General features: G+C 68.0%; 25 protein-coding genes and 1 pseudogene. 16 read left to right on the forward strand and 10 right to left on the reverse strand.

Annotated features, from left to right (window positions below):
• Nucleotides 1-336, reverse strand: a complete 336-nt coding sequence (locus tag G6N23_RS10085) for an RNA polymerase-binding protein RbpA (protein WP_085259333.1) — start codon at nt 334-336, stop codon at nt 1-3.
• Between the two features lie 143 nt (nt 337-479).
• Between G6N23_RS10085 and G6N23_RS10090 the strand changes: the two genes are divergently transcribed.
• Nucleotides 480-818: a hypothetical protein gene (locus tag G6N23_RS10090; protein WP_052312169.1), complete on the forward strand. Its 339-nt coding sequence runs from the start codon at nt 480-482 to the stop codon at nt 816-818.
• Nucleotides 819-822: 4 nt separating this feature from the next.
• On the opposite strand, the gene G6N23_RS10095 is transcribed toward G6N23_RS10090, so the two are convergent.
• On the reverse strand, nt 823-1,530 hold the full coding sequence (locus G6N23_RS10095) for a hypothetical protein (protein ID WP_085259334.1): 708 nt from the start codon (nt 1,528-1,530) through the stop codon (nt 823-825).
• Between the two features lie 152 nt (nt 1,531-1,682).
• On the opposite strand from G6N23_RS10095, the gene G6N23_RS10100 reads away from it, so the two are divergent.
• Complete coding sequence (locus tag G6N23_RS10100) at nt 1,683-3,191, forward strand: carboxylesterase/lipase family protein (RefSeq protein ID WP_085259335.1); 1,509 nt, start codon at nt 1,683-1,685, stop codon at nt 3,189-3,191.
• A 7-nt stretch (nt 3,192-3,198) separates the two neighbouring features.
• Here the strand turns inward: G6N23_RS10100 and G6N23_RS10105 are convergent, their stop codons facing one another.
• Complete coding sequence (locus G6N23_RS10105) at nt 3,199-3,747, reverse strand: RDD family protein (protein ID WP_085259336.1); 549 nt, start codon at nt 3,745-3,747, stop codon at nt 3,199-3,201.
• A 99-nt stretch (nt 3,748-3,846) separates the two neighbouring features.
• Between G6N23_RS10105 and G6N23_RS10110 the strand changes: the two genes are divergently transcribed.
• The 4 genes from G6N23_RS10110 to G6N23_RS10125 are packed head-to-tail and all read left to right on the forward strand — an operon-like array spanning nt 3,847 to nt 6,062.
• On the forward strand, nt 3,847-4,260 hold the full coding sequence (locus G6N23_RS10110; RefSeq protein ID WP_085259482.1) for a DUF2784 domain-containing protein: 414 nt from the start codon (nt 3,847-3,849) through the stop codon (nt 4,258-4,260).
• Entirely contained in the window at nt 4,217-4,786 is a 570-nt protein-coding gene (locus G6N23_RS10115; RefSeq protein WP_085259337.1) for an isochorismatase family protein, read from the forward strand. The genes G6N23_RS10110 and G6N23_RS10115 overlap by 44 nt, the downstream gene beginning before the upstream one ends.
• Nucleotides 4,786-5,586: a ketosteroid isomerase family protein gene (locus G6N23_RS10120; RefSeq protein WP_085259338.1), complete on the forward strand. Its 801-nt coding sequence runs from the start codon at nt 4,786-4,788 to the stop codon at nt 5,584-5,586. The genes G6N23_RS10115 and G6N23_RS10120 overlap by 1 nt, the downstream gene beginning before the upstream one ends.
• Nucleotides 5,587-5,618: 32 nt before the next feature.
• Nucleotides 5,619-6,062, forward strand: a complete 444-nt coding sequence (locus G6N23_RS10125; protein WP_085259339.1) for a TOBE domain-containing protein — start codon at nt 5,619-5,621, stop codon at nt 6,060-6,062.
• A gap of 1 nt (nt 6,063) precedes the next feature.
• On the opposite strand, the gene G6N23_RS10130 is transcribed toward G6N23_RS10125, so the two are convergent.
• The gene (locus G6N23_RS10130; RefSeq protein ID WP_085259340.1) at nt 6,064-6,417 is read right to left on the reverse strand and encodes a DoxX family protein; all 354 of its coding nucleotides are present in this window, start codon (nt 6,415-6,417) and stop codon (nt 6,064-6,066) included.
• 84 nt (nt 6,418-6,501) lie between these two features.
• Here G6N23_RS10130 and G6N23_RS10135 point away from each other — a divergent pair, with 84 nt between their 5' ends.
• From G6N23_RS10135 to G6N23_RS10165, 7 genes are all read left to right on the forward strand, one after another.
• On the forward strand, nt 6,502-7,395 hold the full coding sequence (locus G6N23_RS10135) for a sigma-70 family RNA polymerase sigma factor (protein ID WP_085259341.1): 894 nt from the start codon (nt 6,502-6,504) through the stop codon (nt 7,393-7,395).
• A gap of 84 nt (nt 7,396-7,479) precedes the next feature.
• A complete protein-coding gene (locus G6N23_RS10140) occupies nt 7,480-8,214 on the forward strand; it encodes an ATP-binding cassette domain-containing protein (protein ID WP_085259342.1) in 735 nt (244 codons plus the stop codon).
• A gap of 3 nt (nt 8,215-8,217) precedes the next feature.
• Nucleotides 8,218-10,131, forward strand: a complete 1,914-nt coding sequence (locus G6N23_RS10145) for a YhgE/Pip family protein (RefSeq protein ID WP_085259343.1) — start codon at nt 8,218-8,220, stop codon at nt 10,129-10,131.
• Nucleotides 10,132-10,208: 77 nt separating this feature from the next.
• On the forward strand, nt 10,209-11,483 hold the full coding sequence (locus G6N23_RS10150; protein WP_085259344.1) for an ABC transporter substrate-binding protein: 1,275 nt from the start codon (nt 10,209-10,211) through the stop codon (nt 11,481-11,483).
• Nucleotides 11,480-12,364 (forward strand): carbohydrate ABC transporter permease, encoded by an 885-nt coding sequence (locus tag G6N23_RS10155; protein WP_085259345.1) that lies wholly within the window; start codon nt 11,480-11,482, stop codon nt 12,362-12,364. The genes G6N23_RS10150 and G6N23_RS10155 overlap by 4 nt, the downstream gene beginning before the upstream one ends.
• On the forward strand, nt 12,361-13,212 hold the full coding sequence (locus G6N23_RS10160; protein ID WP_085259346.1) for a carbohydrate ABC transporter permease: 852 nt from the start codon (nt 12,361-12,363) through the stop codon (nt 13,210-13,212). The genes G6N23_RS10155 and G6N23_RS10160 overlap by 4 nt, the downstream gene beginning before the upstream one ends.
• Before the next feature lie 13 nt (nt 13,213-13,225).
• A complete protein-coding gene (locus G6N23_RS10165) occupies nt 13,226-14,290 on the forward strand; it encodes an ABC transporter ATP-binding protein (protein ID WP_085259347.1) in 1,065 nt (354 codons plus the stop codon).
• A 3-nt stretch (nt 14,291-14,293) separates the two neighbouring features.
• Here the strand turns inward: G6N23_RS10165 and G6N23_RS10170 are convergent, their stop codons facing one another.
• From G6N23_RS10170 to G6N23_RS10185, 5 genes and pseudogenes are all read right to left on the reverse strand, one after another.
• Nucleotides 14,294-15,346 (reverse strand): tellurite resistance/C4-dicarboxylate transporter family protein, encoded by a 1,053-nt coding sequence (locus G6N23_RS10170; protein WP_085259348.1) that lies wholly within the window; start codon nt 15,344-15,346, stop codon nt 14,294-14,296.
• A gap of 168 nt (nt 15,347-15,514) precedes the next feature.
• The gene (gene acnA / locus G6N23_RS10175; RefSeq protein WP_085259349.1) at nt 15,515-18,328 is read right to left on the reverse strand and encodes an aconitate hydratase; all 2,814 of its coding nucleotides are present in this window, start codon (nt 18,326-18,328) and stop codon (nt 15,515-15,517) included.
• 83 nt (nt 18,329-18,411) lie between these two features.
• Entirely contained in the window at nt 18,412-18,687 is a 276-nt protein-coding gene (locus tag G6N23_RS22375; protein WP_264069054.1) for a class I SAM-dependent methyltransferase, read from the reverse strand.
• A gap of 191 nt (nt 18,688-18,878) precedes the next feature.
• Nucleotides 18,879-19,127: pseudogene (locus G6N23_RS22580) on the reverse strand (class I SAM-dependent methyltransferase); the annotation flags it as partial.
• Entirely contained in the window at nt 19,127-19,477 is a 351-nt protein-coding gene (locus G6N23_RS10185) for a DUF732 domain-containing protein (RefSeq protein ID WP_085259350.1), read from the reverse strand. The pseudogene G6N23_RS22580 and the gene G6N23_RS10185, both read right to left, overlap by 1 nt.
• A gap of 198 nt (nt 19,478-19,675) precedes the next feature.
• Here G6N23_RS10185 and G6N23_RS10190 point away from each other — a divergent pair, with 198 nt between their 5' ends.
• Complete coding sequence (locus G6N23_RS10190; protein ID WP_085259351.1) at nt 19,676-20,311, forward strand: VldE C-terminal domain-containing protein; 636 nt, start codon at nt 19,676-19,678, stop codon at nt 20,309-20,311.
• Nucleotides 20,312-20,329: 18 nt separating this feature from the next.
• On the opposite strand, the gene G6N23_RS10195 is transcribed toward G6N23_RS10190, so the two are convergent.
• A complete protein-coding gene (locus G6N23_RS10195; RefSeq protein ID WP_234808487.1) occupies nt 20,330-21,154 on the reverse strand; it encodes an SDR family oxidoreductase in 825 nt (274 codons plus the stop codon).
• A 255-nt stretch (nt 21,155-21,409) separates the two neighbouring features.
• Between G6N23_RS10195 and G6N23_RS10200 the strand changes: the two genes are divergently transcribed.
• Both G6N23_RS10200 and G6N23_RS10205 read left to right on the forward strand, forming a co-directional pair.
• Complete coding sequence (locus G6N23_RS10200) at nt 21,410-22,504, forward strand: aminoglycoside phosphotransferase family protein (RefSeq protein WP_157997533.1); 1,095 nt, start codon at nt 21,410-21,412, stop codon at nt 22,502-22,504.
• Nucleotides 22,505-22,510: 6 nt separating this feature from the next.
• Complete coding sequence (locus G6N23_RS10205; RefSeq protein WP_235687141.1) at nt 22,511-23,626, forward strand: Rv3169 family protein; 1,116 nt, start codon at nt 22,511-22,513, stop codon at nt 23,624-23,626.
• The last annotated feature ends 5 nt before the right edge of the window (nt 23,627-23,631 follow it).

Here is a 23,631-nt window from a genome sequence, read left to right on the forward strand (position 1 = left end):
TCAACCGCGCCGCTTCGTCTTGATCAGATCCAGACGCTCCTTGAGCAGCTCTTCGAGGTCTTCGATCGAGCGGCGCTCCAGCAGCATGTCCCAGTGGGTGCGCGGCGGCTTGACCTTCTTCGGCTCGGGCAGGTCGCCCTCGACGAGAGTGCCCTCCAGGCCGTTGCGGCACATCCAGGTGCCGGGGATCTCCGCGTCGTCGGCGAAGGGAACCTCGAACTCTTCGCCGTTCTCGGTGCGGTACCGCGCGATGCGGCGCGGCGCCAGGTCATGGTTGCGGTCGGTCTCGTAGCTCACGGCTCCCAGCCGACTGCCCCGCAGAACACGATCAGCCATCGACCCACACTCCTTATGCCTGTCAGTAGAAAAGATGTCTCGCGATTGTCAACGCGAACGGGCCCTGTGCAGTTCCCGGCGCATGCGGCGCGACCTCTCATGATACCGGGAACATCGCGAAGACCGGACTAAGGTGGCAAGACGTGCCACGCAGTCCCCGCCCGCAACCGTGTCGATGGTGCGGCCGTGACGTGGGTGACGCCGGTATCGGGCGGCGCCGGCAGTATTGCCGGCAATCCTGCCGGCAGCGCGCCTACGAGCAGCGTGCCCTGATCAGCAGCGGTAAGACGGCCGCGTTGGCGCCGGACGCCGTGGTGCTGTCCGCTGAGGAGGCCACGGCGCTGTCGGACCGGGTGTATCAGGTGCGCTGCGCGGCCGAGGACATCGCGACCGCGCTGTCCGAGGACGCTCCACGCGATGAGCTCCGGCAACTGTGCGACACGCTGCTGCACGCCGTCGAATCCGCCGACCGGTGGCGCTGAGGCGTCAGCTTGCGCAGCTGTACAGCTTGCCGGCGTCAGCGGGCGGCGGCACCGGGTGCAGGCAACCGAAGACGCCGATCTCCTCCGGACTGAACCGCACCGCCGAGCGGTGGGCGTAGTTCACGCAGAACAGGCCCACGCGATCCGCGCGACAGCGGTAGTCGCCGAACGACAGCGTCGATCCGTCGGGCAACTCGGCTCCGTCGCCGTGCACGAACCGTCCCGGATCGCCGTGCACGGACCCGACCCGCAGCGAATTGCCGCCGTAGTCGATCCAGCCGGCCTTCCACTGCCCGTAGATCTCTTGGGGCTGCGGCGGCGGATTCACCAGGTCGACCACGCAGGCCAATGCGCCGTCGGCAGAGCCGGAATCGGTCATGCAGTTGGTTGCTCGGTGGGGCGCGGCCGGAACGGTGAAGGCGACTTCGTCGATGAGGTCCGTGCTGACCCCGTCGCGGGTCGCGCTGTGGTAGCCCGCTGCATCGGCGGGCCGGCCGGCCTCGATCCAGGCGATGACATCGGCGATCGCAGCGCCCGGCGGTGGCGGGGCCGACGGTGCCGACGGCTCGGCCGCGGACGAGCTCGGCGACGATGACGGCGCGGAGGTCGCCGTGGTGGACGAGCCGCTCGGGCTTGGCTCCGGCTCGCCGACGGTCGCGCGGGAACACCCGGCGATCAACAGCAACACAGCGATGAGCCCGGTGAGACGCATGCCGTTAGGCTAGCCGCCGTGCCTAACCGGCGGTCCAGCCTCACCTCTCCTTCGTCGAGGTTCGCTAACCGCCGTGCCCAAGCGGCGGTCCAGCCTCACCTCTCCTTCGTCGAGGTTCGCTAACCGCCGTGCGGTTCGCTACCGTTCGGCTCATGCATAACCACCCTGTGCAGGCCAGTATCGCCACCGGCGTCGTGGAGGGTTTCGCGCGCGACGGGGTGCGCAGATGGCGCTCTATCCCGTACGCCCGCCCACCGGTCGGCCCGCTGCGATTCCGGGCGCCCCAACCGGCCGAGCCGTGGTCGGGGGTGCGGCACTGCCACGGGTTCACCAACTGCGCACCGCAGGAGCGGATGTACACCATCCTCAGCCCGGGCCGCTTTCAGCCGACCGGCGAGGACTGCCTGACCCTCAACGTGGTGGCACCCGAAGAAGCCGGTGCGGGCCCGCTGCCCGTCATGGTGTTCATCCACGGTGGCGGCTACATTCTGGGCAGTTCGGCTACCCCGATCTACGACGGGGCGGCGCTGGCCCGGCGCGGCTGCGTGTACGTCTCGGTCAACTACCGGCTCGGCGCGCTCGGCTGCTTGGACCTGTCGTCGCTGTCGACCTCCGAGATCACCGTGGACAGCAACCTGTACCTACGTGATCTGGTGCTGGCCCTGCGCTGGGTGCGCGAGAACATCGCGGCCTTCGGCGGCGACCCGGACAACGTCACGATCTTCGGCGAGAGCGCCGGCGCGCACATCGTCGCCACTCTGCTGGGCGTGCCGCAAGCCGAAGGCCTGTTCGCCCGCGCGATCGCCCAAAGCCCCGCCGCGGGAATGGTTCGCAGCCCCGAGGTGGCGGCGGAGTTCGCCCGCCGGTTCGCCGCGCTGCTCGGCGTGCGCCCCTCCGACGCCGCGCACACGCTGCTGCGGGTGTCCCCGGCCGAGTTGGTGGCGGCCCAGGACCGATTGCTCAGGGAGGGCACCCGCGACATGCTGGGCGCTTTCCCGATCGGGCCGGTCTCCGGCGACGACCTGTTGCCGCTGGATCCGGTCGAGGCGATGCGGCGGGGGTCGGCCCACCGGGTCCCGCTCATCGTCGGCAGCAACGCCGATGAAGGACGCCTGTTCACCCGGTTCTTGAAGATGTTGCCGACGACCGAGCCGATGGTCGAGTCGATGCTGGCCAATACCGATGCGGGAGTGCGTGATCGGATCATCGCCGCCTACCCCGACTACCCGAACCGGGCGGCCTGCATCCGGCTCGGCGGCGACTTCGCCTTCAACGCTGCCGTCTGGCAGATCGCCGAGGCGCACGGAGCCCACGCACCCACCTACGTCTACCGCTACGACTTCGCGCCGCGGATGCTGCGCTGGTCGGGCATGGGCGCCACGCACGCCACCGAACTGCTGGCCGTGTTCGACGTCTACCGCAGCGGCGGATTGGGCCGGCTGCTCACCGCCGGCGCGGATCGCCGGGTGGCGCTGCGGGTCAGCGGCAAGGTGCAGCGCCGCTGGCGCGCCTTCAGCGCGGACGGAACGCCGGGCGACGACTGGCCGGTCTACAGCCGGAACGACCGCGCGGTGATGGTGTTCGACCGCGAGACCCGGGTCGAGTACGACCCGACACCGGAGCGCCGGATGGCCTGGGACGGATTCTCGCTGGCCCGCTAGCCAGCTCTCAGGCCCGGATCACCCGGGTGCCCCCGGCCAGCTGGTCGTGCTTGCCCTGCTTGGTCGGGCTACCGCTGATCGTCAGCGCGATCACGACGTAGGCCACGAACGCCAGCAGCGGGCCAAGATAGGGGAGCACGGCCAGCACGGTGAAGGAGTTACGGACCGCCGACTGCGCAAGCGTCGGCTTCGAAACACCGTCGGGCCCACGCACCGCCAGGCCGAGCAGTCGCTTGGCCGGGCTGGACCCCTGAGTGACCTCGAACAACACGAAGTAGCCGTAGGTCAGCACACCGGAGAACAGGCCGGTCACCAGGAAGGGATAGTCGTCGGCGAACACGAACAGCGACAGGGCGAACGCCACGATGCTGACCAGCACACCGTCGATGAAGCGGGCCCAGAAGCGCCTGCCCAGCCCGCCCGGCTTCTGATTCCACGCCGGCGGCTGATTCCGTCCGGGCTGCTGCCCCCAACCCTGCTGCGGCGGATAGCCGCCGGGCTGGCCGTAACCCGGGCCGTAGCCGGGGACCTTCGGGTCGAAATCGCCGGTCGTCATCAGATCCGCTCCTGATCATCGGGTGTTCGCCAATGTACCGTGGCGGTCGAGGGCCTGATCTGATTCTGCGCACGGCGAAATGGCGGACCCCGTAGGACCATGTACCAGATCGCGGTGGTGCTCATCGTCGCATTGCACCTGGTGTTCGTCGGCTACGTCGTCGCCGGCGGCTTCCTGGCGCTGCGGTGGCGGCGCACCATCTGGCTACATGTCCCGGCGGTGTTGTGGGCGGTCCTGATCCTCACCGCTCACCTGGACTGCCCGCTGACGTGGCTGGAGCGCCGTGCCCGCACCGCCGCCGGGATGGCCTCGCTGCCGCCGGAGGGGTTCATCGCCCACTATCTGACCGGAGTCCTCTATCCCGCCACGTGGGTCGCAGCGGTCGAGGGTGCGGTGCTGGCGGCCGTCGGCTGCTCCTGGGTGCTCTACAGGCGGGCCGCACTGCGGCGCCGGCGATACGGTGGTGCTCATGCGGGCGCTGATCATCGTCGACGTGCAGAACGACTTCTGTGACGGGGGCGCGCTGCCGGTGACCGGCGCCGGCACGGTCGCCTACGACATCACCCGCTATCTGGACAGCGCAGCCGCCCGGGAGCGCTACGACCACGTGGTGGCGACCAAGGATTGGCACATCGACCCCGGCGACCATTTCTCACCGCGCCCGGACAACGTGACGTCCTGGCCGCCGCACTGCCGCGCCGGAACGGCCGGCGCGGAATTTCCTTCGGCACTGAGCACCGAGCGGATCGACGCGGTCTTCAAAAAGGGCCAATACGACGCCGGATACAGCGGATTCGACGGCGTCGACGACGACGACACCGCCCTGGGCGACTGGCTGCACCGACGCGGCGTGGACAGCGTCGACGTGGTCGGTGTCGCCACCGACTACTGTGTGCGCCACACCGCCGAGGACGCGATCCGCGCGGGGTTTTCCACCACGGTGCTGGCGCAGTTGACCGCGGGTGTGGCCGCCGACTCGACGGCCGCGGCGGTGGCGGCGATGCGCAGCGCCGGTGTCGCTGTTCTGGAGGCAGCCTGATGACCGACCCGATAGCGCAAGATCTGCTGGCCACGGTCGAGCAGTCGCCGGCCGCGGCGGCCGCGCACGACCGAGCCGGCTGGGTAGGCCTTTTCAGCGCCATCGGTGCGGTGGAGGACCCGGTGGGATCGCGCCCGCACGTCGGTTCCGAGCAGATCGGCCGGTTCTACGACACGTTCATCGGGCCGCGCGACATCACCTTCCATCGCGACCTGGACATCGTGCACGGCACGACGGTCATCCGGGACCTGCAGCTCGAGGTCGCGATGGGGCCGTCGGTGATCATGCACATTCCGGCGATCCTGCGTTACGACCTCACCGAGGCCGACGGCCGTTGGGAACTGCGGCGATTACGCGCCTACTGGGAGCTGCCGGCGATGATCCGGCAGTTCCTCAGCAACGGCCTTTCGGCGGTGCCCGCCGGGCTGCAGCTGTCGCGATCGCTGCTGCGCAACCAACGCCTCGCCGGCACCGCCGGATTCGCTGCCGGTTTTCGCCGACCGGCCGACCGCGGCAGGCATTCGGTGCGCACCTTCCTCACCGCGATGGCCTCCGGCGAGACGGCCGCCGCCCGTGGGGTGCTATCGCCTGATGCCACAGTGACTTACGGCGACGACACCGCCGTGGACGTCATCGAACTCGGCACCAGGCTGGACGGCGCCCGCTCGACGAAGTTGCTGGCGGCCGGCAGCACCGTCGCGGTCTCGACGACCTCGGCGCAGCAGCGCGGGGTGCTCTTCGCCGACGTGGACCGGCGCGGCCAGGCGATCACCACGATCCGGTACTTCGCAGAAGACTGAGTCGCCGGCCCGGCGAGGATAAGCTCGACGACGTGCCAAGCTTTCGAATCGCCGAAGTCGCCGAACTGCTCGGGGTCAGTGACGACACCGTCCGGCGCTGGATCGACTCCGGTCGCCTCTCGGCGACGTCGGGGGCCGGGCCCCGGATGGTCGACGGAGCCGAGCTGGCAGCGTTCGCCCAGGAGCGCGCCTCCGTCGAACCGGTATCGCGCAACCCGGTGGTGGGCCAATCCGCCCGCAACCGACTGGTCGGGCTGGTCACCAACGTCACGCGGGACACGGTGATGGCACAGGTCGACGTGCAGGCCGGGCCATTTCGGCTGGTGTCGTTGGTCAGCCGGGAGGCCGCCGACGAACTGCGGCTTCAGCCGGGCAGCCTGGTCGTCGCCTCGGTCAAAGCCACCAACGTCGTGCTGGAACTGCCCCGTCGGGCCGGCTCGGCCGGCCACACCGACCCGGCGGCCGAATTCGGATAATTCAGGCCAGCAGCAGTACCAGTGACGCCGTCGCCAGCAGCAGGTAGGCGGCCGGAAACGCGATGTTGTACACCACTCCGGCCCGCAGATGGGTCACGACGGCCCCGATGAAGAAGGCGACCAGCCCCGCCGCGGCGGCGACGCCGATCAGCGGTACGCCCGCCAGCCCGATGATCAGGCCGGCGCCCCCGGCCAGCTTCAGCCCGCCCAACAGTGGCAGCCACGAGCGCGGTACTCCTACCTGCGCCGAGTTGGCCAGGACGAACTGCGCCGGAATGAAGTCGGCGATGGCGATGGCGATGGTGATGACCGCGGTGACGATGATGACCGCAAGGTAGAACGTCGATACGCTCATGATGTTGCTCTTCCTTTCGTCGGCGGGCGTGGCTATCCCGGTCTATCCCTGTAAATGACGACTCCCGGACGGCAAAGGTGACCCATGAGCACCATGGACGATTTGGCGGAGCAGTTCGAAGCCCACCGCCGCCACCTGCATGCGGTGGCGTTTCACCTGCTGGGCTCGTCCGTCGACGCCGACGATGCCGTGCAGTCGGCTTGGCTGAAGGCCAGCGGCGCCGACTTCGCGGCGGTGGACAACATGGCGGGCTGGCTCACCACCATCACCGCCCGCACCGCCGTGGATCAGTTGCGCACCCGCGCCCGGCGAGCCGAGCTGCCACTGCCCGAGACGGCCGACCCCGACGACGCCCGCGGCTCGGTTGCGCCCACCGCCGACGAGGAGGTGCTGCGCACCGAGGCGGTCAGCCGCGCGCTGCTGGTGGTGCTGGATCGGTTGTCGCCGGCACAGCGGGCGGCCTTTGTGTTGCACGACCTGTTCGACGTGCCCTTCGAGCAGATCGGTGACCTGCTCGACCGGTCCCCGGATGCCGCCAAGAAGCTGGCCAGCCGGGCACGGGCTCGGCTACACGCCGGCCCGGCCGCCGAACCGCGCCGCCGTGCTGAGCACCTGCAGATCGTGACGGCGTTCCTGGCGGCCTCCCGCGGCGGCGACATCCCGGCGCTGCTCGAGCTGCTGGCGCCCGACGTGGTGCGCCGGGTCGACCCGGAGCTGGTACCGGCCGGTGTGCCCACCGAAATGCGCGGCGCCGCCGATGTTGCGACGGAGACCCGCCGCTTCACCTTCCGCGCACGCACCGGTGCGGTGCTGCTGATCGACGGCGCGCCCGGCATCGCGATCGCACCGGCGGGCCGACTACTGGCCGTGCTCAGGATCGGTGTCGGTGACGACGGGCGCATTCACACCATCGACATCGCCGGCGAGCCGGACCGGCTGCGCTTGATGACGCTGCAGCTGCCGGGAACCGACCGGTGATGAGTGCGCGTGACGGCCGATCACGAGTGCCCGGTTCTGCTTTGATGGGTCACGCGAACCGATTCGGCAGTTAAGGGGAATCCCATGCCTGAGGAAGCGAAGGCGCCCGAGCCGACGCCGATGGCGGTGACAGCGCGCGGCATTTCGATGACCGGCCCGTGGGGACGGGTTTTCGGGCCGCTCGACCTGGACATCCAGTCCGGCGGGGTCACTGTGCTGGTCGGCCCGCCCGGATCGGGCCGCACCGCTCTGCTGATGAGCCTGGCTGGGCGGATGAAGCCGTCAACGGGAACGGTCAGCGTGTTCGGACGCCACAAGGCCCGCGACATCTTCGGCGTCTCCGCGCTGGCCGGGGTCGAACAACTCGACGCGATCTTCGAATCGGTGACGGTGGGCGACCTGATCACCGAGCAGCTCCGCTGGGATGCCCCCTGGTATCGACTGGTTCGTCGCGCCGGGGAAGCCGACCGCGATGCCGTCTGCCGGCCGGTCTTCGGTGATCTGCCACCGCCGCAACTGCACGAGTTCGTCGAGCAGCTCGACGAACTGACCGGGCTGCTGTTGCGCATCGCGCTGGCCAACACCGCACGGCCACCACTGTTGGTGATCGGCACCATCGATCAGGTCACCAGCGACCGTGACCGGGCGACCCTGATCCGCCGGCTGGTCGCGCTGGGGGAGCAGCAGACCGTGATCACCGCGTCGGCCAACGAGGTGCCCGAGGGTTCGGGGGTCGCGGCGCAGATCCTCGTCGAGCATCTGGGGCCGGCCGGGCTTGCGCACAGCGCCCACAGTCGAGATGAGAAGGGGGACGAGTAGACCATGCTCGCCGGAATGTCGTTGGGCACCGACCTCAAACGCTACTCGCGCGGCACCATGCCGCGGCTGGCCCTGATCACCATCATTGTGCTGCCACTGCTCTACGGCGCGATGTATCTGTGGGCGTTCTGGAATCCGTTCGCCGCCATCGACAAGATCCCGGTCGCCCTGGTCAACGAGGACACCGGCGCCACCGTCTCGGGAAACCAGCTGCACGCCGGCGACGAGGTCACCCGCGCGTTGGTTGACTCCGGCCAGCTCGATCTGCACCAGGTATCGGAAAGCGACGCCGTCAAAGGGGTTTCGGACGGCACCTATTACTTCTCGATCACCCTGCCGGCTGATTTCAGCGCGGCGGTGGTGTCGCCCGCGGGTCCGCATCCGCAGAAGGCGCAGATCCAGTTCCGATTCAACGACGCCAATAACTATCTGGCGTCGGTGATGGGTCAGAACGCCGCCCGCGAGGTTCTCAACGAGGTCAGCGCCAAGGTCGGCCAGCAGGTGATCGGCACCGCGCTGACCCAGGTGACCGACGAGGTCAAGAAGGCCGCCGACGGCGCCGATCAACTCTGGCAGGGCTCAAAGGCATTGGCGGACAACCTCGCGACAGCACGCGATGGTTCGGCGGCTCTCGCCGACGGCAGCCGCCGGCTGTCCCAGGGCGTCCAGCAGGCCACCGAGCCGCTGCTGAAGCTGACCGACGACCTCGGCGCCATGGGCCTGGACCCGAACGCCGCCGGTGCCGCCGCCACCGCGTTGAGCGGCAACATCAAAACGGTGTCCGACCGGATCGCGGCGCTCAACGTCAACTATCAGCAGGCCGCCGGAATCGTCAACCAGGTGGTCGATGCGCTGCGCGCCAACCCCGATCCGGCCGTTCGCGGGCTCGGTGACACCCTTGCCGGCGCCCAGCGGCTCCTCGGGGTCACAGGGCTCGACCCGGCCACCGACCAGGGACTGGCGCAGCTGCGCACCAACGCCCAGACGCTGGAGAACGACCTGGCCGATCCGGGCAGCGGGCTGCGCACGCTCATCGCCCACGCCCTCGACGGCGGACTCAAAGCCGATCTGGTCACGCTGCGTGACGGCGCCACCGACCTCGACGCGGGCGCACACCGGCTCAGCGAGGGTTTGGTCGGGTTGACCGACGGCAGCAATCAGCTCAAAGACGGAGCCGGGCAGTTGGCATCGGGGTTGGGCGAGGCGGATCAACGCGCCTCGACGGTCACCGACCAGCAGCGTGTCGAGGTTTCGCAGATCCTGGCCAGCCCGGTCGGTGTCGACATGGACTTCACCCATCACGCCGCCACCTTCGGCACCGGCTTCGCGCCGTTTTTCCTGCCGCTGGCATTGTTCATCGGCTCACTGATCGTGTGGATGTTGCTGACCCCGTTGCAGACTCGCGCCATCGTCAACGGTCTCGGTGCGCTGCGGGTCGTGCTGGCCTCCTATTGGCCGGCCCTGCTGCTGGGCCTGTGCCAGGTGGTGCTGATGTATGCGGTGGTGCATTTCGGGGTCGGGTTGCAGGCGAAGTACGCCGCGGGCACGGTCGCGTTCCTGGCCTTGATCGCCGCGTCGTTCCTGGCGCTGATCCAGGCGTTCAACGCGGTGCTCGGTGTCGCGGTCGGGCGGGTGTTCACCCTGGCATTCCTGATGTTCCAGCTGGTGTCCTCCGGCGGGGTGTATCCGGTGGAGACCACGGCGAAACCGTTCCAGATTCTGCACCCGTATGATCCGATGACCTACGCGGTCAACGGTTTACGTCAGTTGACCGTCGGCGGTATCGATGCCCGGATGTGGACGTCGGTGGCGGTGCTGGCCGGGATCCTGGTCGTGTCACTGGCCGCCAGCAGTTGGGCCGCACGCCGAGATCGTCAGTACTCCCTCGAACGCCTCTACCCGCCGATCGAAGTGTGACGGTTCCCCGCGTGCGGCCTTGGGGCGGAAACCCGTTGCGGCGACGCACCGTGTTGCGCGGCGCCGCGACAGTGGGGATGGCCGCTGCGGTGCCGTGGCCGTCGGCGTGCGGCGCCGACGACGACGCGGTGACGTTCTTCTTCGCGGCCAACCCGGAAGAGGCCGACACCAGGATGCGCATCGTGACGGCATTCCAGCGCGAACATCCCGACATCCGGATGCGCACCGTGCTGGCCGGGGGAGATCCCACCCAGCAGATATCGACATTCTGCGCCGGCGGCAGGTGCCCGGATGTGCTGATGGCCTGGGAGTTCAACTACGCGGGGCTGGCCGACCGCGGCGTGCTGGCGGATCTGAACCCGCTGCTGGACGCTGACCGGGAGTTCGCAGCAGCACTGCACGCCGACAGCATCCCGGTGCTGTATGAGACGTTCGGCTTCAACGGCGGCCAGTACGCCTTCCCCGAGCAGTGGTCGGGGGCGTTCTTGTTCTACAACACCCGGATCTTCGCCGAGGCCGGGGTGCCGCCACCGCCGGGGCGCTGGGACCGGCCCTGGACGTTCGACCAATTCCTCGACACGGCAACCGCACTGACCCGCCGGTCCGCCGACGGCCGGGTCACCCAGTGGGGGTTCGTCGACACCTGGTCGCCGCCCTACTCCGCGGCGCTGTTCGGGATGAACAACGGCACACCATGGGCCGTCCCACGATTCAACCCCACCCACCTGAACTTCGACGATGACGCCTTCCTCGCCGGCATCCAGTTCTACGCCGATCTGGCTTGCGTGCACCGGGTGGCACCTGCGGCATCGGACACCCAGGCGATCTCCACCATGGGCTTGTTCACCGCGGGCCAGGCGGCGATGGCGCTCGGCGGCCACTGGCGCTACCAGACCTTCGCGCAGGCCGACGAGCTCGATTTCGACGTGGCCGTCCTGCCGACCGGGCCGGCGGCGGCCGCCAAGGGAATGGCTGCCCGCTCGGCGATCGGCAGCACCGGCCTGGCCATCGCCGCCGCCAGTCGGCACCGCCGACAGGCCTGGGAGTTCGTGAAATTCGCTGCCGGGCCGGTGGGGCAGACGCTGATCGGGGAGTCCGGCCTGTTCGTGCCGGTGCTGCGATCCGCGATCGCCGCGCCCGCGTTCAGAGCAGCCCACACCGGTATCGCCAACCTCGATGTGCTCACCGGCGGCCCGGCCCACTCCGAGGGCCTGCCGGTCTCCCCGGAATGGCAGAAGGTGCACGCCCTGATGGACCGCGCGATCGGGCCGGTGCTGCGCGGGAAGCGGCCCGCGGCGAGCCTGAAGGCCGGCCTGTCGCCCCAGATCGACGAGGTATTGGCCCCCGCATGAACCCGACACGCAGGCGCGCACGAGCGGGACGATGGTTCATCGCCCCGAATCTGGCGGCGGTCGCGGTGTTCATGGCGTTCCCGCTCGCGTTCTCGCTCTACATGAGCGTCCAGCACTGGGATCTGTTCAGCCCGCCGACGTTCGTCGGGGCGGCGAACTTCCGCGACCTGTTCACCGAGGATCCGCTGTTCGGGATCGCGGTGCGCAACACGACGGTGTTCACCGTCGGCACCGTGGTCCCGACGGTGTTGATCAGTCTGGCGGTGGCCGGATTGCTCAACCGCAGGATCAAGGGCATCGGGCTGTTCCGGGCGATCGCGTTCCTTCCGCTGGCGGTGTCCTCGGTGGTGATCGCGGTGGTGTGGCAGTTCGTGTTCAACACCGACAGCGGCTTGCTCAACATCATGCTCGGCTGGTTCGGCATCTCGCCAGTGCCGTGGCTGACCGAGCCGCATTGGGCGATGGCTTCGCTGTGTCTGGTCAGCGTGTGGAAGAGCGTCCCGTTTGCGACGGTGATCCTGTTGGCGGCGATGCAGGGTGTGCCGGATTCGCTGCACGAGGCGGCCCGCATCGACGGCGCCGGGGAGGTCCGGCGCTTCGTGTCCATCACGGTGCCGATGATCCGCGGCGCGCTGTGGTTCGTGGTGGTGATCTCGGTGATCAACGCGTTTCAGGCATTTGATCTGGTTTATGTGCTCACCGGGAGCAGCGGGGGCCCGGAGACCGGCACCTACGTGTTGGCCATCATGTTGTTCCAGCAGGCGTTCGCCTTCCTGGACTTCGGTTACGCGTCCGCGCTGGCGTGGGTGATGTTCGCCGTGCTGCTGGTGCTGACGGTCATCCAACTGAGGCTGTCGCGCCGCAATGCGGTGGACCAATGACCGCCCGGCGCACCGGACGTCCGGTGCGACACCGTATCGGCGGGCTGCTCGGTGTCTACGCGGGCCTGGCCGGTGTCGCGGCATGCGCACTGTTCCCCATCCTGTGGGCGTTGTCGGGGTCGCTGAAACGCCAGGCCGAGATCAGCCGGCCGATGTTGTTGCCGGCCCACCCGCAGTGGTCGAACTACCTGGACGTGTTCGCCCGAATGCCGTTCTGGCGGATGCTTTTCAACACCGTTCTCTACGCCGGCTGTGTAACGGCCGGGCAGGTCTTCTTCTGCTCCCTGGCCGGCTACGCCTTCGCCCGGCTGCCGTTCACCGGCCGCGACACGCTGTTCGTGCTGTACCTGGCCACCCTGATGGTGCCGTTGACGGTCACCGTGATTCCGCAGTTCATCTTGATGCGGGTGTTCGGGTGGACCGACACCATGTGGGCGATGATCATCCCCGGGCTGTTCGGCAGTGCGTTCGGCACCTATCTGATGCGGCAGTTCTTTGCGACACTGCCGGTCGACTTGGAGGAGGCGGCCATTCTGGACGGGTGCTCGCCGTGGCAGGTCTACTGGCGGATCCTGCTGCCGCACGCCAGACCGGCGGTGATGGTGCTGGCGGTACTGACCTGGATCAACGTCTGGAACGATTTCCTGTGGCCGCTGTTGATGATCCAACGCAAGAGCATTGCCACCCTTACCCTCGGGCTGGTGTGGATGCAGGGGGAGTACGTCGCCGAGTGGCCGGTGCTGATGGCGGCGTCCATGTTGATGCTGGCGCCGCTGATCGTGATCTATGCGGTGGCGCAACGCGCCTTCATCAGCGGCATCGCCGCCACCGGGTTCGGTGGACGGTAGTCAGGGGACCGCAGTGGCTTCAGTGACTTTCGACTCCGTGACCCGGCGCTATCCCGGTACCGACCGCCCCGCGCTCGACGCCTTGAACCTGTCCGTCGACGACGGCGAGTTCATGGTGCTGGTCGGGCCGTCCGGATGCGGCAAGACGACCACCCTGCGGATGCTGGCCGGCCTGGAACCCGTTGATGCAGGACGGATCTGCATCGGCAGCACTGACGTCACCGAGACCGACCCCGGTGCTCGTGACATCGCCATGGTGTTCCAGAACTATGCGCTGTACCCGCACATGACGGTCGCGCAGAACATGGGTTTCGCCCTGAGGGTCGCCAAGACCCCGAAGGCCGAGATCCGCACCAGGGTGCTGGAGGCCGCACAGCTGCTGGGTTTACAGGCGCATCTGCAGCGCAGACCCAAGGACCTGTCCGGGGGTGAACGCCAGCGGGTCGCGATGGGCCGGGCGATCGTGCGTCGCCCGCAGGTCTTCCTGATGGACGAGCCACTGTCGAATCTGGATGCCATGCTGCGCGTGCAGACCCGCAATCAGATCGCCGAGCTGCAACGCCGGCTGGGCATCACCACCGTTTACGTCACCCACGACCAGGTGGAGGCCATGACGATGGGGGACCGGGTGGCGGTGTTGCGCGACGGGGTGCTGCAGCAGTGCGCGCCGCCCCGCGAGCTCTATCGCCATCCGGCCAACGTGTTCGTCGCCGGGTTCATCGGGTCGCCGGCGATGAACCTGTTCGCCGTGCCGGTCGTCGACGGTGCGGTGACGTTGGGGGGTTATGCGCTGCCCCTGCCGTCCGAAATCTCTGCCGCCGCAGCCGAGTTGACCGTCGGTATCCGACCCGAGCAGCTGCGGATCGCCGACCGCGGAATCGGTGTCGAGGTGGAGTTCGTCGAAGAACTCGGCGCCGACACCTACCTGTACGGCCGGACCGTCGACCGGCAGGCGCCGCAATCGGTGGTCGCCCGGGTTCCGGGCGGCACCGAGATTCAGCGGGGGAGCCGGCTGGCGCTGCACCTCGATGTGGCGGACCTGCACTTCTTCACCGCCGACGGAGCCCGGCTGGGCTGAGAGTCACCGCGGCGATCTGCGCGCCTCGGGACCCAGCGTGACCGCCAAGTGATGCAACATCAGGACGAACGTGATAGCCCACGCGCCCAGCGCTATCCAACTCTGCACCGAGCCGATGTGGTAGACGATCGGGAGGTGGTCGGCCTGCCCCAGGTAGTGGCTGCCCACCCCGTACATGCCCAGCGGGAAGATCACACTCCACCACGGGGCCTCATAGCGCAGTGAGATGTGGTGCACGACATGGCGCCACACCCCGGCGGCGATCAACGGCGGGATCAGCCACGTGCCGAACGCCCAGAACATCACCGACGTTCCGGCGATCAGACCACGGGTGGCGGTGACCATCGGCGCCTCGGCCATCTCGACGATCCGCGCGCCGGCCAGAACGGTGATCGCCGTGGCGCCCATCGCCACCCAGTACTGCGGGATCAGATCCTCGGGCAGCAGCGGGTAGAGCAGCAGACGCAGGGCGACGAAGATTCCGGCGGCGCCGTAGAGGAACACCCCGATCGACCAGGAGACCACCGCGAGCAGCGCCAGGCCCTGACGCCACGGTTCCGCCATGTCGACCTCGAGTACGGCGGCCAGCACCGCGACCGACTGGCTGGCCACCACCCAGATGAACCAGGTGCCGTTGGCCCGCCGCACCACCGGACGCTCCGAGGTGCCCAGCACGGCGGTCCACGGAATCAGGTAGCCGAGCACCAGCCAGGCCAGCGAGCTGACCATCAGCAGGCCGACCGCGATACCGTCATGGCCGTCGATGACGAGGCGGGCCCCCAACACGTTGGTGGCCGACACGAAGGTGAACAGCCCGAACGCGCGGCCGGAGTCGGACAGGTCGGCCCGGAATTCGTGCGGGAAGGCGATGACGCGCACTGCGGACACCGCGACCAGGACAAGGTAGGACAGTGCCGTCACCCACAGCAGCAACACCGAGACCCGGTAGGCGTTCTGGTGGTACATGGCCATCGACACCATCCCGCTGGCCATCACCAGCGCGAAGTAGCCCGGGTTGAGGGTTCGCACCGCCTCCCGGGTACCGGTCGCCGGCATTGTCGTCGTTGCACCCACCCGGTTTCCGCCCCTCTCATCGCACACCGAAAGCGTGTCTCGGTATACCACCGGGCCGCATCCGGCGATGGCCAGTTGGGGGCAATCGACACCGATCTCTACGCTGCCGGTCACCAGACCGGAAGCAGATCGCACGGCGATGTTTTCGGATCAGTCGAGCAGCTGCCGCAGCACGTATTGCATGATGCCGCCGTGCCGGTAGTAGTCGGCTTCACCGGGGGTGTCGATGCGGACCGTGGCGTCGAACTCCACCGCGTCCTTGCCCGAGCCGGCCTTGACGTGCACGGTGTCGGGGATGGTGTCGCCCAGCGCGGTCACGCCGGTGATATCGAAGGTCTCCTCACCGGTCAGCCCCAGGGAGTCGGCATCGGCGCCGTCGGGGAACTGCAGCGGGAGTACTCCCATCCCGATCAGGTTGGAGCGGTGGATGCGCTCGTAGGACACCGCGAGCACCGCCCGCACCCCCAGCAGCACGGTGCCCTTGGCGGCCCAGTCGCGAGACGAGCCGGAGCCGTATTCCTTCCCGGCCAGAATCACCAAGGGGATGCCGGCGTCGAGGTAGTTGACCGACGCGTCGTAGATCGTGCTGACCGGAGCGTCCGGCTGGGTGAAGTCACGGGTGAAGCCGCCCTCGGTTCCCGGTGCCAACTGATTGCGCAGCCGGATGTTGGCGAACGTACCGCGGATCATCACCTCGTGGTTGCCGCGGCGGGAACCGTAGGAGTTGAAGTCCTTGCGCTCAATGCCGTGTGCGGACAGGTATTTTCCGGCCGGTGAGTCGTATCGGATCGACCCGGCCGGGCTGATGTGGTCGGTGGTGACCGAGTCGCCCAGTTTGGCCAGCACCCGCGCACCGGTGATGTCGGTGATCGGTGCCGGCTCGCGGGTCATGCCGTCGAAGTAGGGCGGCTGGCGCACGTAGGTGGAGTCGGGCGCCCAGGAGAAGGTGTCGCCCTCCGGCACCTTCAGCGCGCGCCAGCGTTCGTCACCGGTGAAGACGTCGGCGTAGCTGGCGGTGAACATCTCGGCCTGCAGGTTGTCGTCCACGACGGAGGCGATCTCCTCGGTGGTCGGCCAGATGTCGCGCAGGTACACCGGTTCGCCGTCGCTGCCGGTGCCGAGCGGGTCGGTCAGCAGGTTGACCCGCAGCGTTCCGGCCAGCGCGTAGGCGACCACCAGCGGTGGTGAGGCCAGGAAGTTCATTTGCACTTCGGGGTGTATGCGGCCCTCGAAGTTGCGGTTGCCCGACAGCACCGAGCACACGGTCAGGTCATTGTCGACGACGGCCTTGCTCACCTCCGGGATCAGTGGGCCGGAGTTGCCGATGCAGGTGGTGCAGCCGTAGCCGACCAGGTTGAAGCCCAGCTTGTCCAGATACGGGGTCAGCCCGGCCCGGTCGTAGTAATCGGTGACCACCCGCGACCCCGGTGCCAGGGTGGTCTTCACCCAGGGCTTGCGGGACAGGCCCTTGTCGACGGCGTTGCGGGCCAGCAGTGCCGCGCCGACCATCACCGAGGGATTGGAGGTGTTGGTGCAGGAGGTGATCGCGGCGATCACCACGTCGCCCTGGTTGATGTCGGTGCGGGTGCCGTCGGAGAGTTCGACGGCCACGCTGGCGGACGGCCAATCGTCTGCGGCGCAATCGCTCTGCGGGGTGCGAGGCCTGCCCGTGGGGCTGCTGGTGTCGCCGAAGGCGATCGGGTCGCTGGCCGGGAAGGAGTCCGCGGAGGCCTCATCGAGGTCTGACAGCGCCTGTTCGGTCGTTTCGACGCCGCCGAGCAGCGCGCAGACGGTCTGCGGGGCCACCCGCAGCGGGATCCGGTCCTGCGGGCGTTTCGGTCCGGCGATCGACGGCACCACGCTGGCCAGATCCAGTTCCAGGATTTGGGAGAACGCCGGCTCGCGGTCGGGGTCGTGCCACATGCCCTGCTCTTTGGCGTAGGCCTCCACCAGCTTGATCTGGTGCTCGGAGCGGCCGGTGAGCCGTAGGTAGTCGCACGTGACGCGGTCGATCGGGAAGATCGCGCAGGTGGCTCCGTACTCGGGGCTCATGTTGCCGATGGTGGCGCGGTTCGCCAGCGGCACGTTGGCCACGCCCGGGCCGAAGAACTCCACGAACTTGCCGACCACCCCGGTGCGTCGCAGCAACTCGGCAACGGTGAGCACCAGGTCGGTGGCGGTGGTGCCGGGCTGCAATTCACCGCTGAGTTTCAGCCCCACCACCTGGGGGATCAGCATGCTCATCGGCTGGCCCAGCATGGCGGCCTCGGCTTCGATCCCGCCCACGCCCCAGCCCAGCACCCCGAGGCCGTTGACCATCGGCGTGTGCGAGTCGGTGCCGACCAGGGTGTCCGGGTAAGCCAGCGGGCCCTCCGCACTGTCACGGGTGAACACCACCCGGGCCAGGTATTCCAGGTTGACCTGATGACAGATGCCGGTGTCGGGCGGTACCACCGAGAAGTCGTCGAATGCCTGCTGCCCCCACCGCAACAGTTGGTAGCGCTCGGCGTTGCGCTCGAACTCCAGCTCGGCGTTGATGGCGAAGGCGTCGGTGCGACCGAAGACGTCGGCGATCACCGAGTGGTCGATCACCAGCTCGGTCGGGCACAGCGGGTTGATCCGGGTGGTCTGGCCACCCAGATCCGCGATCGCATCGCGCATCGCGACCAGGTCGACGACACAGGGCACCCCGGTGAAGTCCTGCATCAGCACCCGCGCCGGGGTGTAGGCGATCTCCCGGCCGTGCTCGGCTTGAGGATCCCAGGCGGCCATCGCACTGATCTGCTCGTCGGTCACCAGGCGGCCGTCCTCGTTGCGCAAAAGGTCCTCCAGCAGAACCTTGAGGCTGTAGGGCAGGCGCTCCGAGCCGTCGATGCGGTCGAGCCGCCGGATCTGATAGCTGGTGTCATCGACGGCCAGCTGGTCTTTGGTTCCGAAACTGTCGAGAATGCTGCGTTCGGCCATCGTGGAACCCTCTCGCCGTCGTGTCGGGATACCAACGACGATAGTCCGCCAAACCGGTGCGGCTAGGGCTGAATCAGGAACGTTTATTTGTGGACGGCGAAATGCGTGATCGCACCGGAACATTCGAGTTCGTCGACGGTCAGACCGGCTTCGGTGAACCACCGCCGGGCGTCGTCGAGGGTGCCGCCGGGACCGAAGGTGCCGCTGGCTCGCATCACGGCCATGTAGGCGTCGGCGCGGCGAACCTGCCCGCGGGTGGCGAAATCGCCGACGAGCCGGCCGCCTGGTTTGAGGCACCGGGCGACCTCACGGATGGCGGCGGCGGGATCGGGCAGACAGTGCAGCCCGTTGAAGCACACGCACAGGTCGAAATGGTCGTCGGGGAACGGGATCGCTTCGATGCTCGCCTCGCTGAACCGCCGGGTCTATGCGGCGGTTCCAGCTTCGCCTCTCCTTCGTCGAGCCTCGCTGAACCGCCGGTGTCGCGCTGCTCGGGGCGCAGGCGCCGGCGGGCATGGTCGAGCATGCCCGCCGAGATGTCCATCGCCACGTAGCGCACGCGCTGCCCGGGTCTGAGGTGGGCGATGGTGATCCCGCCACCGCAGGGCACATCCAGAACGGCCGCACCGTCAGGCACGTCGGTGACGACGTCCATGGCCCGGTAGATGCGGTCGACGTCGGTGCCGAAGAGCAGCCGACCAAAGACGCGAGCCGCCCCGGGTTGTTCGATGGCGCGGGCGTAGGTGGCGCCCACGGTGCGGGCGAACAGCTTGTTCTGCCAGAGCCGGCTGACGTCCATCAGCCCTGCTGGGCTGCTGCCTGCTCGAATACGCCGCGCTTGTCCGGGCAGTAGGTGTTGATCGCGGCGCCGAGGAACTGCCAGGCCTGGGCCGGGTTGGGCTGCGACTGGTTGGTGCCCTTCGGCAGGTTAGGGGTGATGAAGCGCACCGACTTGGCGGCGTCACCGTCCACACCCTTGTCCAGACGCTCGCAGACGATCTTGCCCAGCCACGCGTTGTAGTCCCGGGGGCCGTAGATGCCGTAGGTGTGCAGTTCGTTGGCGAAATCAATGTCGCGGTCGGCCTGCGCGGGTGCCGCCAGCGCCACCGCCAAACCCATGACCGCCGCGGCGATGGTCGTCGACTTCATGGGGTGCAGTCTAAACCCATCTGATTAGGTGCTCTACCTTTGCCGCTGTGCGCTGCGCCACCCAGGGCCCGCTGATCTGCACGAACAATGGCTATTCGGCAGTGAAGACCGCACTTGTTTCGCCCCGCGATTCTAAAATGTTTCCTGAGCTTTATAAATTTGTGACTATTAGCCACATTTCTCGTATCCTATCTACTCGTGGGCCGACACGAGTTAGCCAGCCAGCGCCGAAAGTCGTCGGCATGGATGGCCGTAGTCATCGCACCAGTGGCAGTGTTCTTTGCTGTGGGCGGCAGCGCCAATCCGACGGTCGCCAAAGAAACCGCACCTGTGGTTGCTGAGGCCGAATCAGCGGGCGGAATGCAGCTGGTCGCGGCACCCGCCGACTACCTGCGGCAGGGCACGCCCGCCGGGGTCGCGGCGGCGTCTCGGATGCGGGTGGTGTCCCGCTTCCTGCCGGCCGGGGTCGCCCCGGAACGAGGCCTTCAGGTCAAGACGATCCAAGCGGCCCGCAGCATCAGCGACGCCTTCCCGCAGATCCACCAGATCGGGGGCGTGCGAGCCGACGCCTTACGCTGGCACCCCAACGGGCTGGCGCTCGATGTGATGATCCCCAACCCCGGCAGCGCCGACGGCATCGCGCTCGGCGACTCGATCGTGGCCTACGTGATGGAGAACGCGGGCCGGTTCGGCCTGCAGGACGCCATCTGGCGCGGGGTCTACTACACGCCCGATGGTGGGGCGCAGCGCGGCGGTTATGGCCACTACGACCACGTCCACGTCACGACGATCGGCGGCGGATATCCCAGCGGCAGCGAGATCTACCTGCGCTGACCGGGGTCCGGCGACCCTTCACCGGGATGTGACGCCGCCGCCCAGCGGACGGTCGACGAAGAAATCCATCAGCGGCTCGGGCCCGCCACCGTAGCGAGAGAAGTCGGTCACGCCGGTCTCGGCCAGCACGTCGGCGTCGATATAGCACCGGCCGCTGGCTTCGGCGGCGGGTCGTCGCAGAATCTCCACGGCGGCGTCCGCCATGATCTGCGGGCTGCGTGCCTTCTCCAGCAACTGCCCGCCGCCGGGGGAGTTGGCCACTGCCGAGGTGGCGATGTAGGTCTCGGGCCACAGGCAGTTGCACGCGATTCCGGCGTCGGCGTATTCCGCGGCCCAACCCAGCGTCAGCAGACTCATGGCGTACTTGGACAGCGTGTAGGACGGATGTATGCCCAGCCAGTAGGGGTTCATGTTGACCGGGGGAGCGATGGTCAGCACGTGGGCTGCAGCGGATCGCCGGAGATGCGGCAGGCACGCCCGGGTCAGCAGGAACGTCCCACGCACATTGATGTCCTGCATCAGATCGAACTTCTTGGCCGACAGCTGCTCGGTCGGCTCGGTGGCGATGGAGCTGGCGTTGTTGACGCAGACATCGATACCGCCGAAGCGCTCCACCGCGGCGTCGACGGCACGCTGCACGTCTTCTTCGCTGCGCACGTCACCCACGACAGCCAGGGCCTTGCCGCCGGCCGCTTCGATCTCGGCGGCGGCGGTGTGCACCGTGCCCGGCAATCGGGGATGCGGTTCGGCGGTTTTGGCCAGCAACACCACATTGGCGCCCAGGCGAGCGGCCCCCAGGCCGATCGCCAATCCGATACCACGGCTGCCGCCGGACACCACCATGGTGCGGCCGGAGAATTCGCTGCCCGCCACTCGCCGACTCCTCGTTGTCGATGCTGTGATCAGGGACCATCCGAGTCAGGGCGCAGGGCCTCAGGTCCGGCCGCAAGCGTGACATTTTGGTGCTGCTTTGTAAAGTTGACGGCACGTCGTTTCGGTGGCCGATCTCAGGCGCCGCGGTCTGGCCGTCATTGACGGCTGAGCGTGTCCCGCCCCGGTCGGACTCGCTGGGCCGGCGCTGTCGTTATGGTGCTAGCTGTGAGCACCGTCGCGATACCGCCGCCGCTGGTCGACCGCCACGAGATGAGCGCACAGTGGTTCACCCAAGTCCTGCGGCACTGCGGCGTGCTGACCGACGGTTCGGTGACGGCCGTGGCCGCGGCGCCGATCGGTACCGGCCAGGTCGCGGACACGCTGGTGTTCACCCTCAGCTACGACCGGGCCGATGCCGGTGGTCCGGCCAGCGTCGTGGCGAAACTGCCGGCCGAGGATCCCAACAGCCGCCAGGCCGCGGTCATGCAGCGGCTCTACGAACGCGAGGTGCGCTTCTACCAGTACCTGGGGGGCCGGACCGCGGTGACGACGCCGGGCTACCTGTTCAGTGATATCGAAACCGCCACCGGCCGATTCGTGCTGCTGTTGGAGAACATGACGCCGGTAGCCGCGGTGGACCAACTCCGGGGATTCACCGTCGAGCACGCCCGCGCCGCGCTGGCTCAGGCGGCGGCGTTGCACGCACCGTTCTGGGAGAAAACGGAGTTCGACGACTACGACTGGCTCAACCACAGCCGCAACACCGCCGATGTCCTCGCACAGATCGTTCCGCTGCTCATCGAACAGTTCTGCGAGCGATACGCCGCCGAGTTGGGATCCGAGATCGTAGCACTGATGCGCCGGCTCAGCGTTCACGCGGCGGAGCCCGATACCCGGCCACGCGGCCCGATCACTGTCGTACACGGTGACTTCCGAACCGACAACATGCTTTTCGACGCCAAGGGCGGCGATGTGCCGGTGGCGGTGGTCGATTGGCAGACGGTGGACCGCGGGTGCGGATTGCTGGATGTCGCCTTTCTGCTGGGCACCGCGTTGGATCCCGAGCTACGCCGGACACACGAACAGGACCTGGTTCGCGGCTACTTCGACGCACTCACCGCCGCCGGGGTCTGCGACTACGACTGGGAGCAATGCTGGGCCGACTACCGCCGCCAGGCCGCCTACGCGGTGTTCTTCCTGCCGCCGGCCGCGATGTTGGTCGAGCGCACCGACCGTGGCGACGAGATGTTTCTGACCATGATTCGCCGGGCGTGCGCCCAGATCAGCGATCTGGGCACCGAAGCGCTACTCGACGGGTAGGGCCTCGTGGTGTTGACACCGTTCGACGATTACCCCATCCATCAGACTCCGATGGCGCTGGCGCACGCCGGCAACGGTCATCCTGATCACTACGACCGGTTCTGGTTCAACGGCTACACCGAAGACTTCTACTTCGCCGTGGCCCTGGGGATCTACCCGAACCGCGGCGTCATCGATGCCGCGTTCAGCGTGGTGCATGAGCGCACCCAGCGCTCGGTGTTCGCCTCCGGCCGTGCCCCGCTGGATCGCACCCAGACCGCGATCGGGCCCATCCGGATCGAGATCGTCGAACCGCTGCGCGTCAACCGCGTCGTCGTCGACGCACCCGAGCACGGGTTGAGTGCCGACATCACGTTCACCGCACGCACCGCCGGTTACGAAGAACCCCGCCAGACCCGCTATCTGGGCTCGCGGTTGATCATCGACATGACCCGCGCCTCGCAGCTGGGCCGGTGGGCGGGATCGGTGACCGTCGATGGCGCGACCCGCGTCCTGGACGAGCAGACTGTCTACGGCACCAAAGACCGCTCGTGGGGCCTGCGCCCGATCGGGTTGCCGGCGCCGGCGGCGCCCGAAGCCTCGGCGGGGCAGCTGTTCTTTCTGTGGGCGCCTTTGAATTTCGACGATGTCGGGGTGCACTTTCTGACGTTCGAGGATCAGGCGGGGCTGTCCTGGGCGCACAGCGGGGTCGTGCTGCCGATCCTGCGGCCCGGCGATCCGGTCTACGGCCGACCCGACCGGGTGGAGCACATCGACATCACCCACACGATCGATTGGGCGCCGGGCCTGCGCCGCTCGCAGGGCGCGCGCCTGACCTTCCCGCGCGGTGACGCCACCGAAAGCATTGAGCTACAGCCGTTACTGACCTTTCGGATGAAAGGCGCCGGCTACTTCCATCCCCAGTGGTCGCACGGGCTCTGGCACGACGAACTCGTCGTCGGTGGCGAGCAGGCGTCGGTCGAGGCGCTCGACAATCTGTCGCTGGACAACATTCACGTCCAGCAGGTGATGCGCGCCCGGTGGGGGGATCGGACCGGCATCGGGGTGCTCGAACAACTCGTCATCGGCCCCCATGACCCGAGCGGGTTCACCGGTCTGGTGGATGTGCCCACGGTCAGCTGATCAGG

Origin of the sequence: Mycolicibacter terrae (genome assembly GCF_010727125.1) — a bacterium.
In the GTDB taxonomy this organism is placed as follows: Bacteria; Actinomycetota; Actinomycetes; order Mycobacteriales; family Mycobacteriaceae; genus Mycobacterium; species Mycobacterium terrae.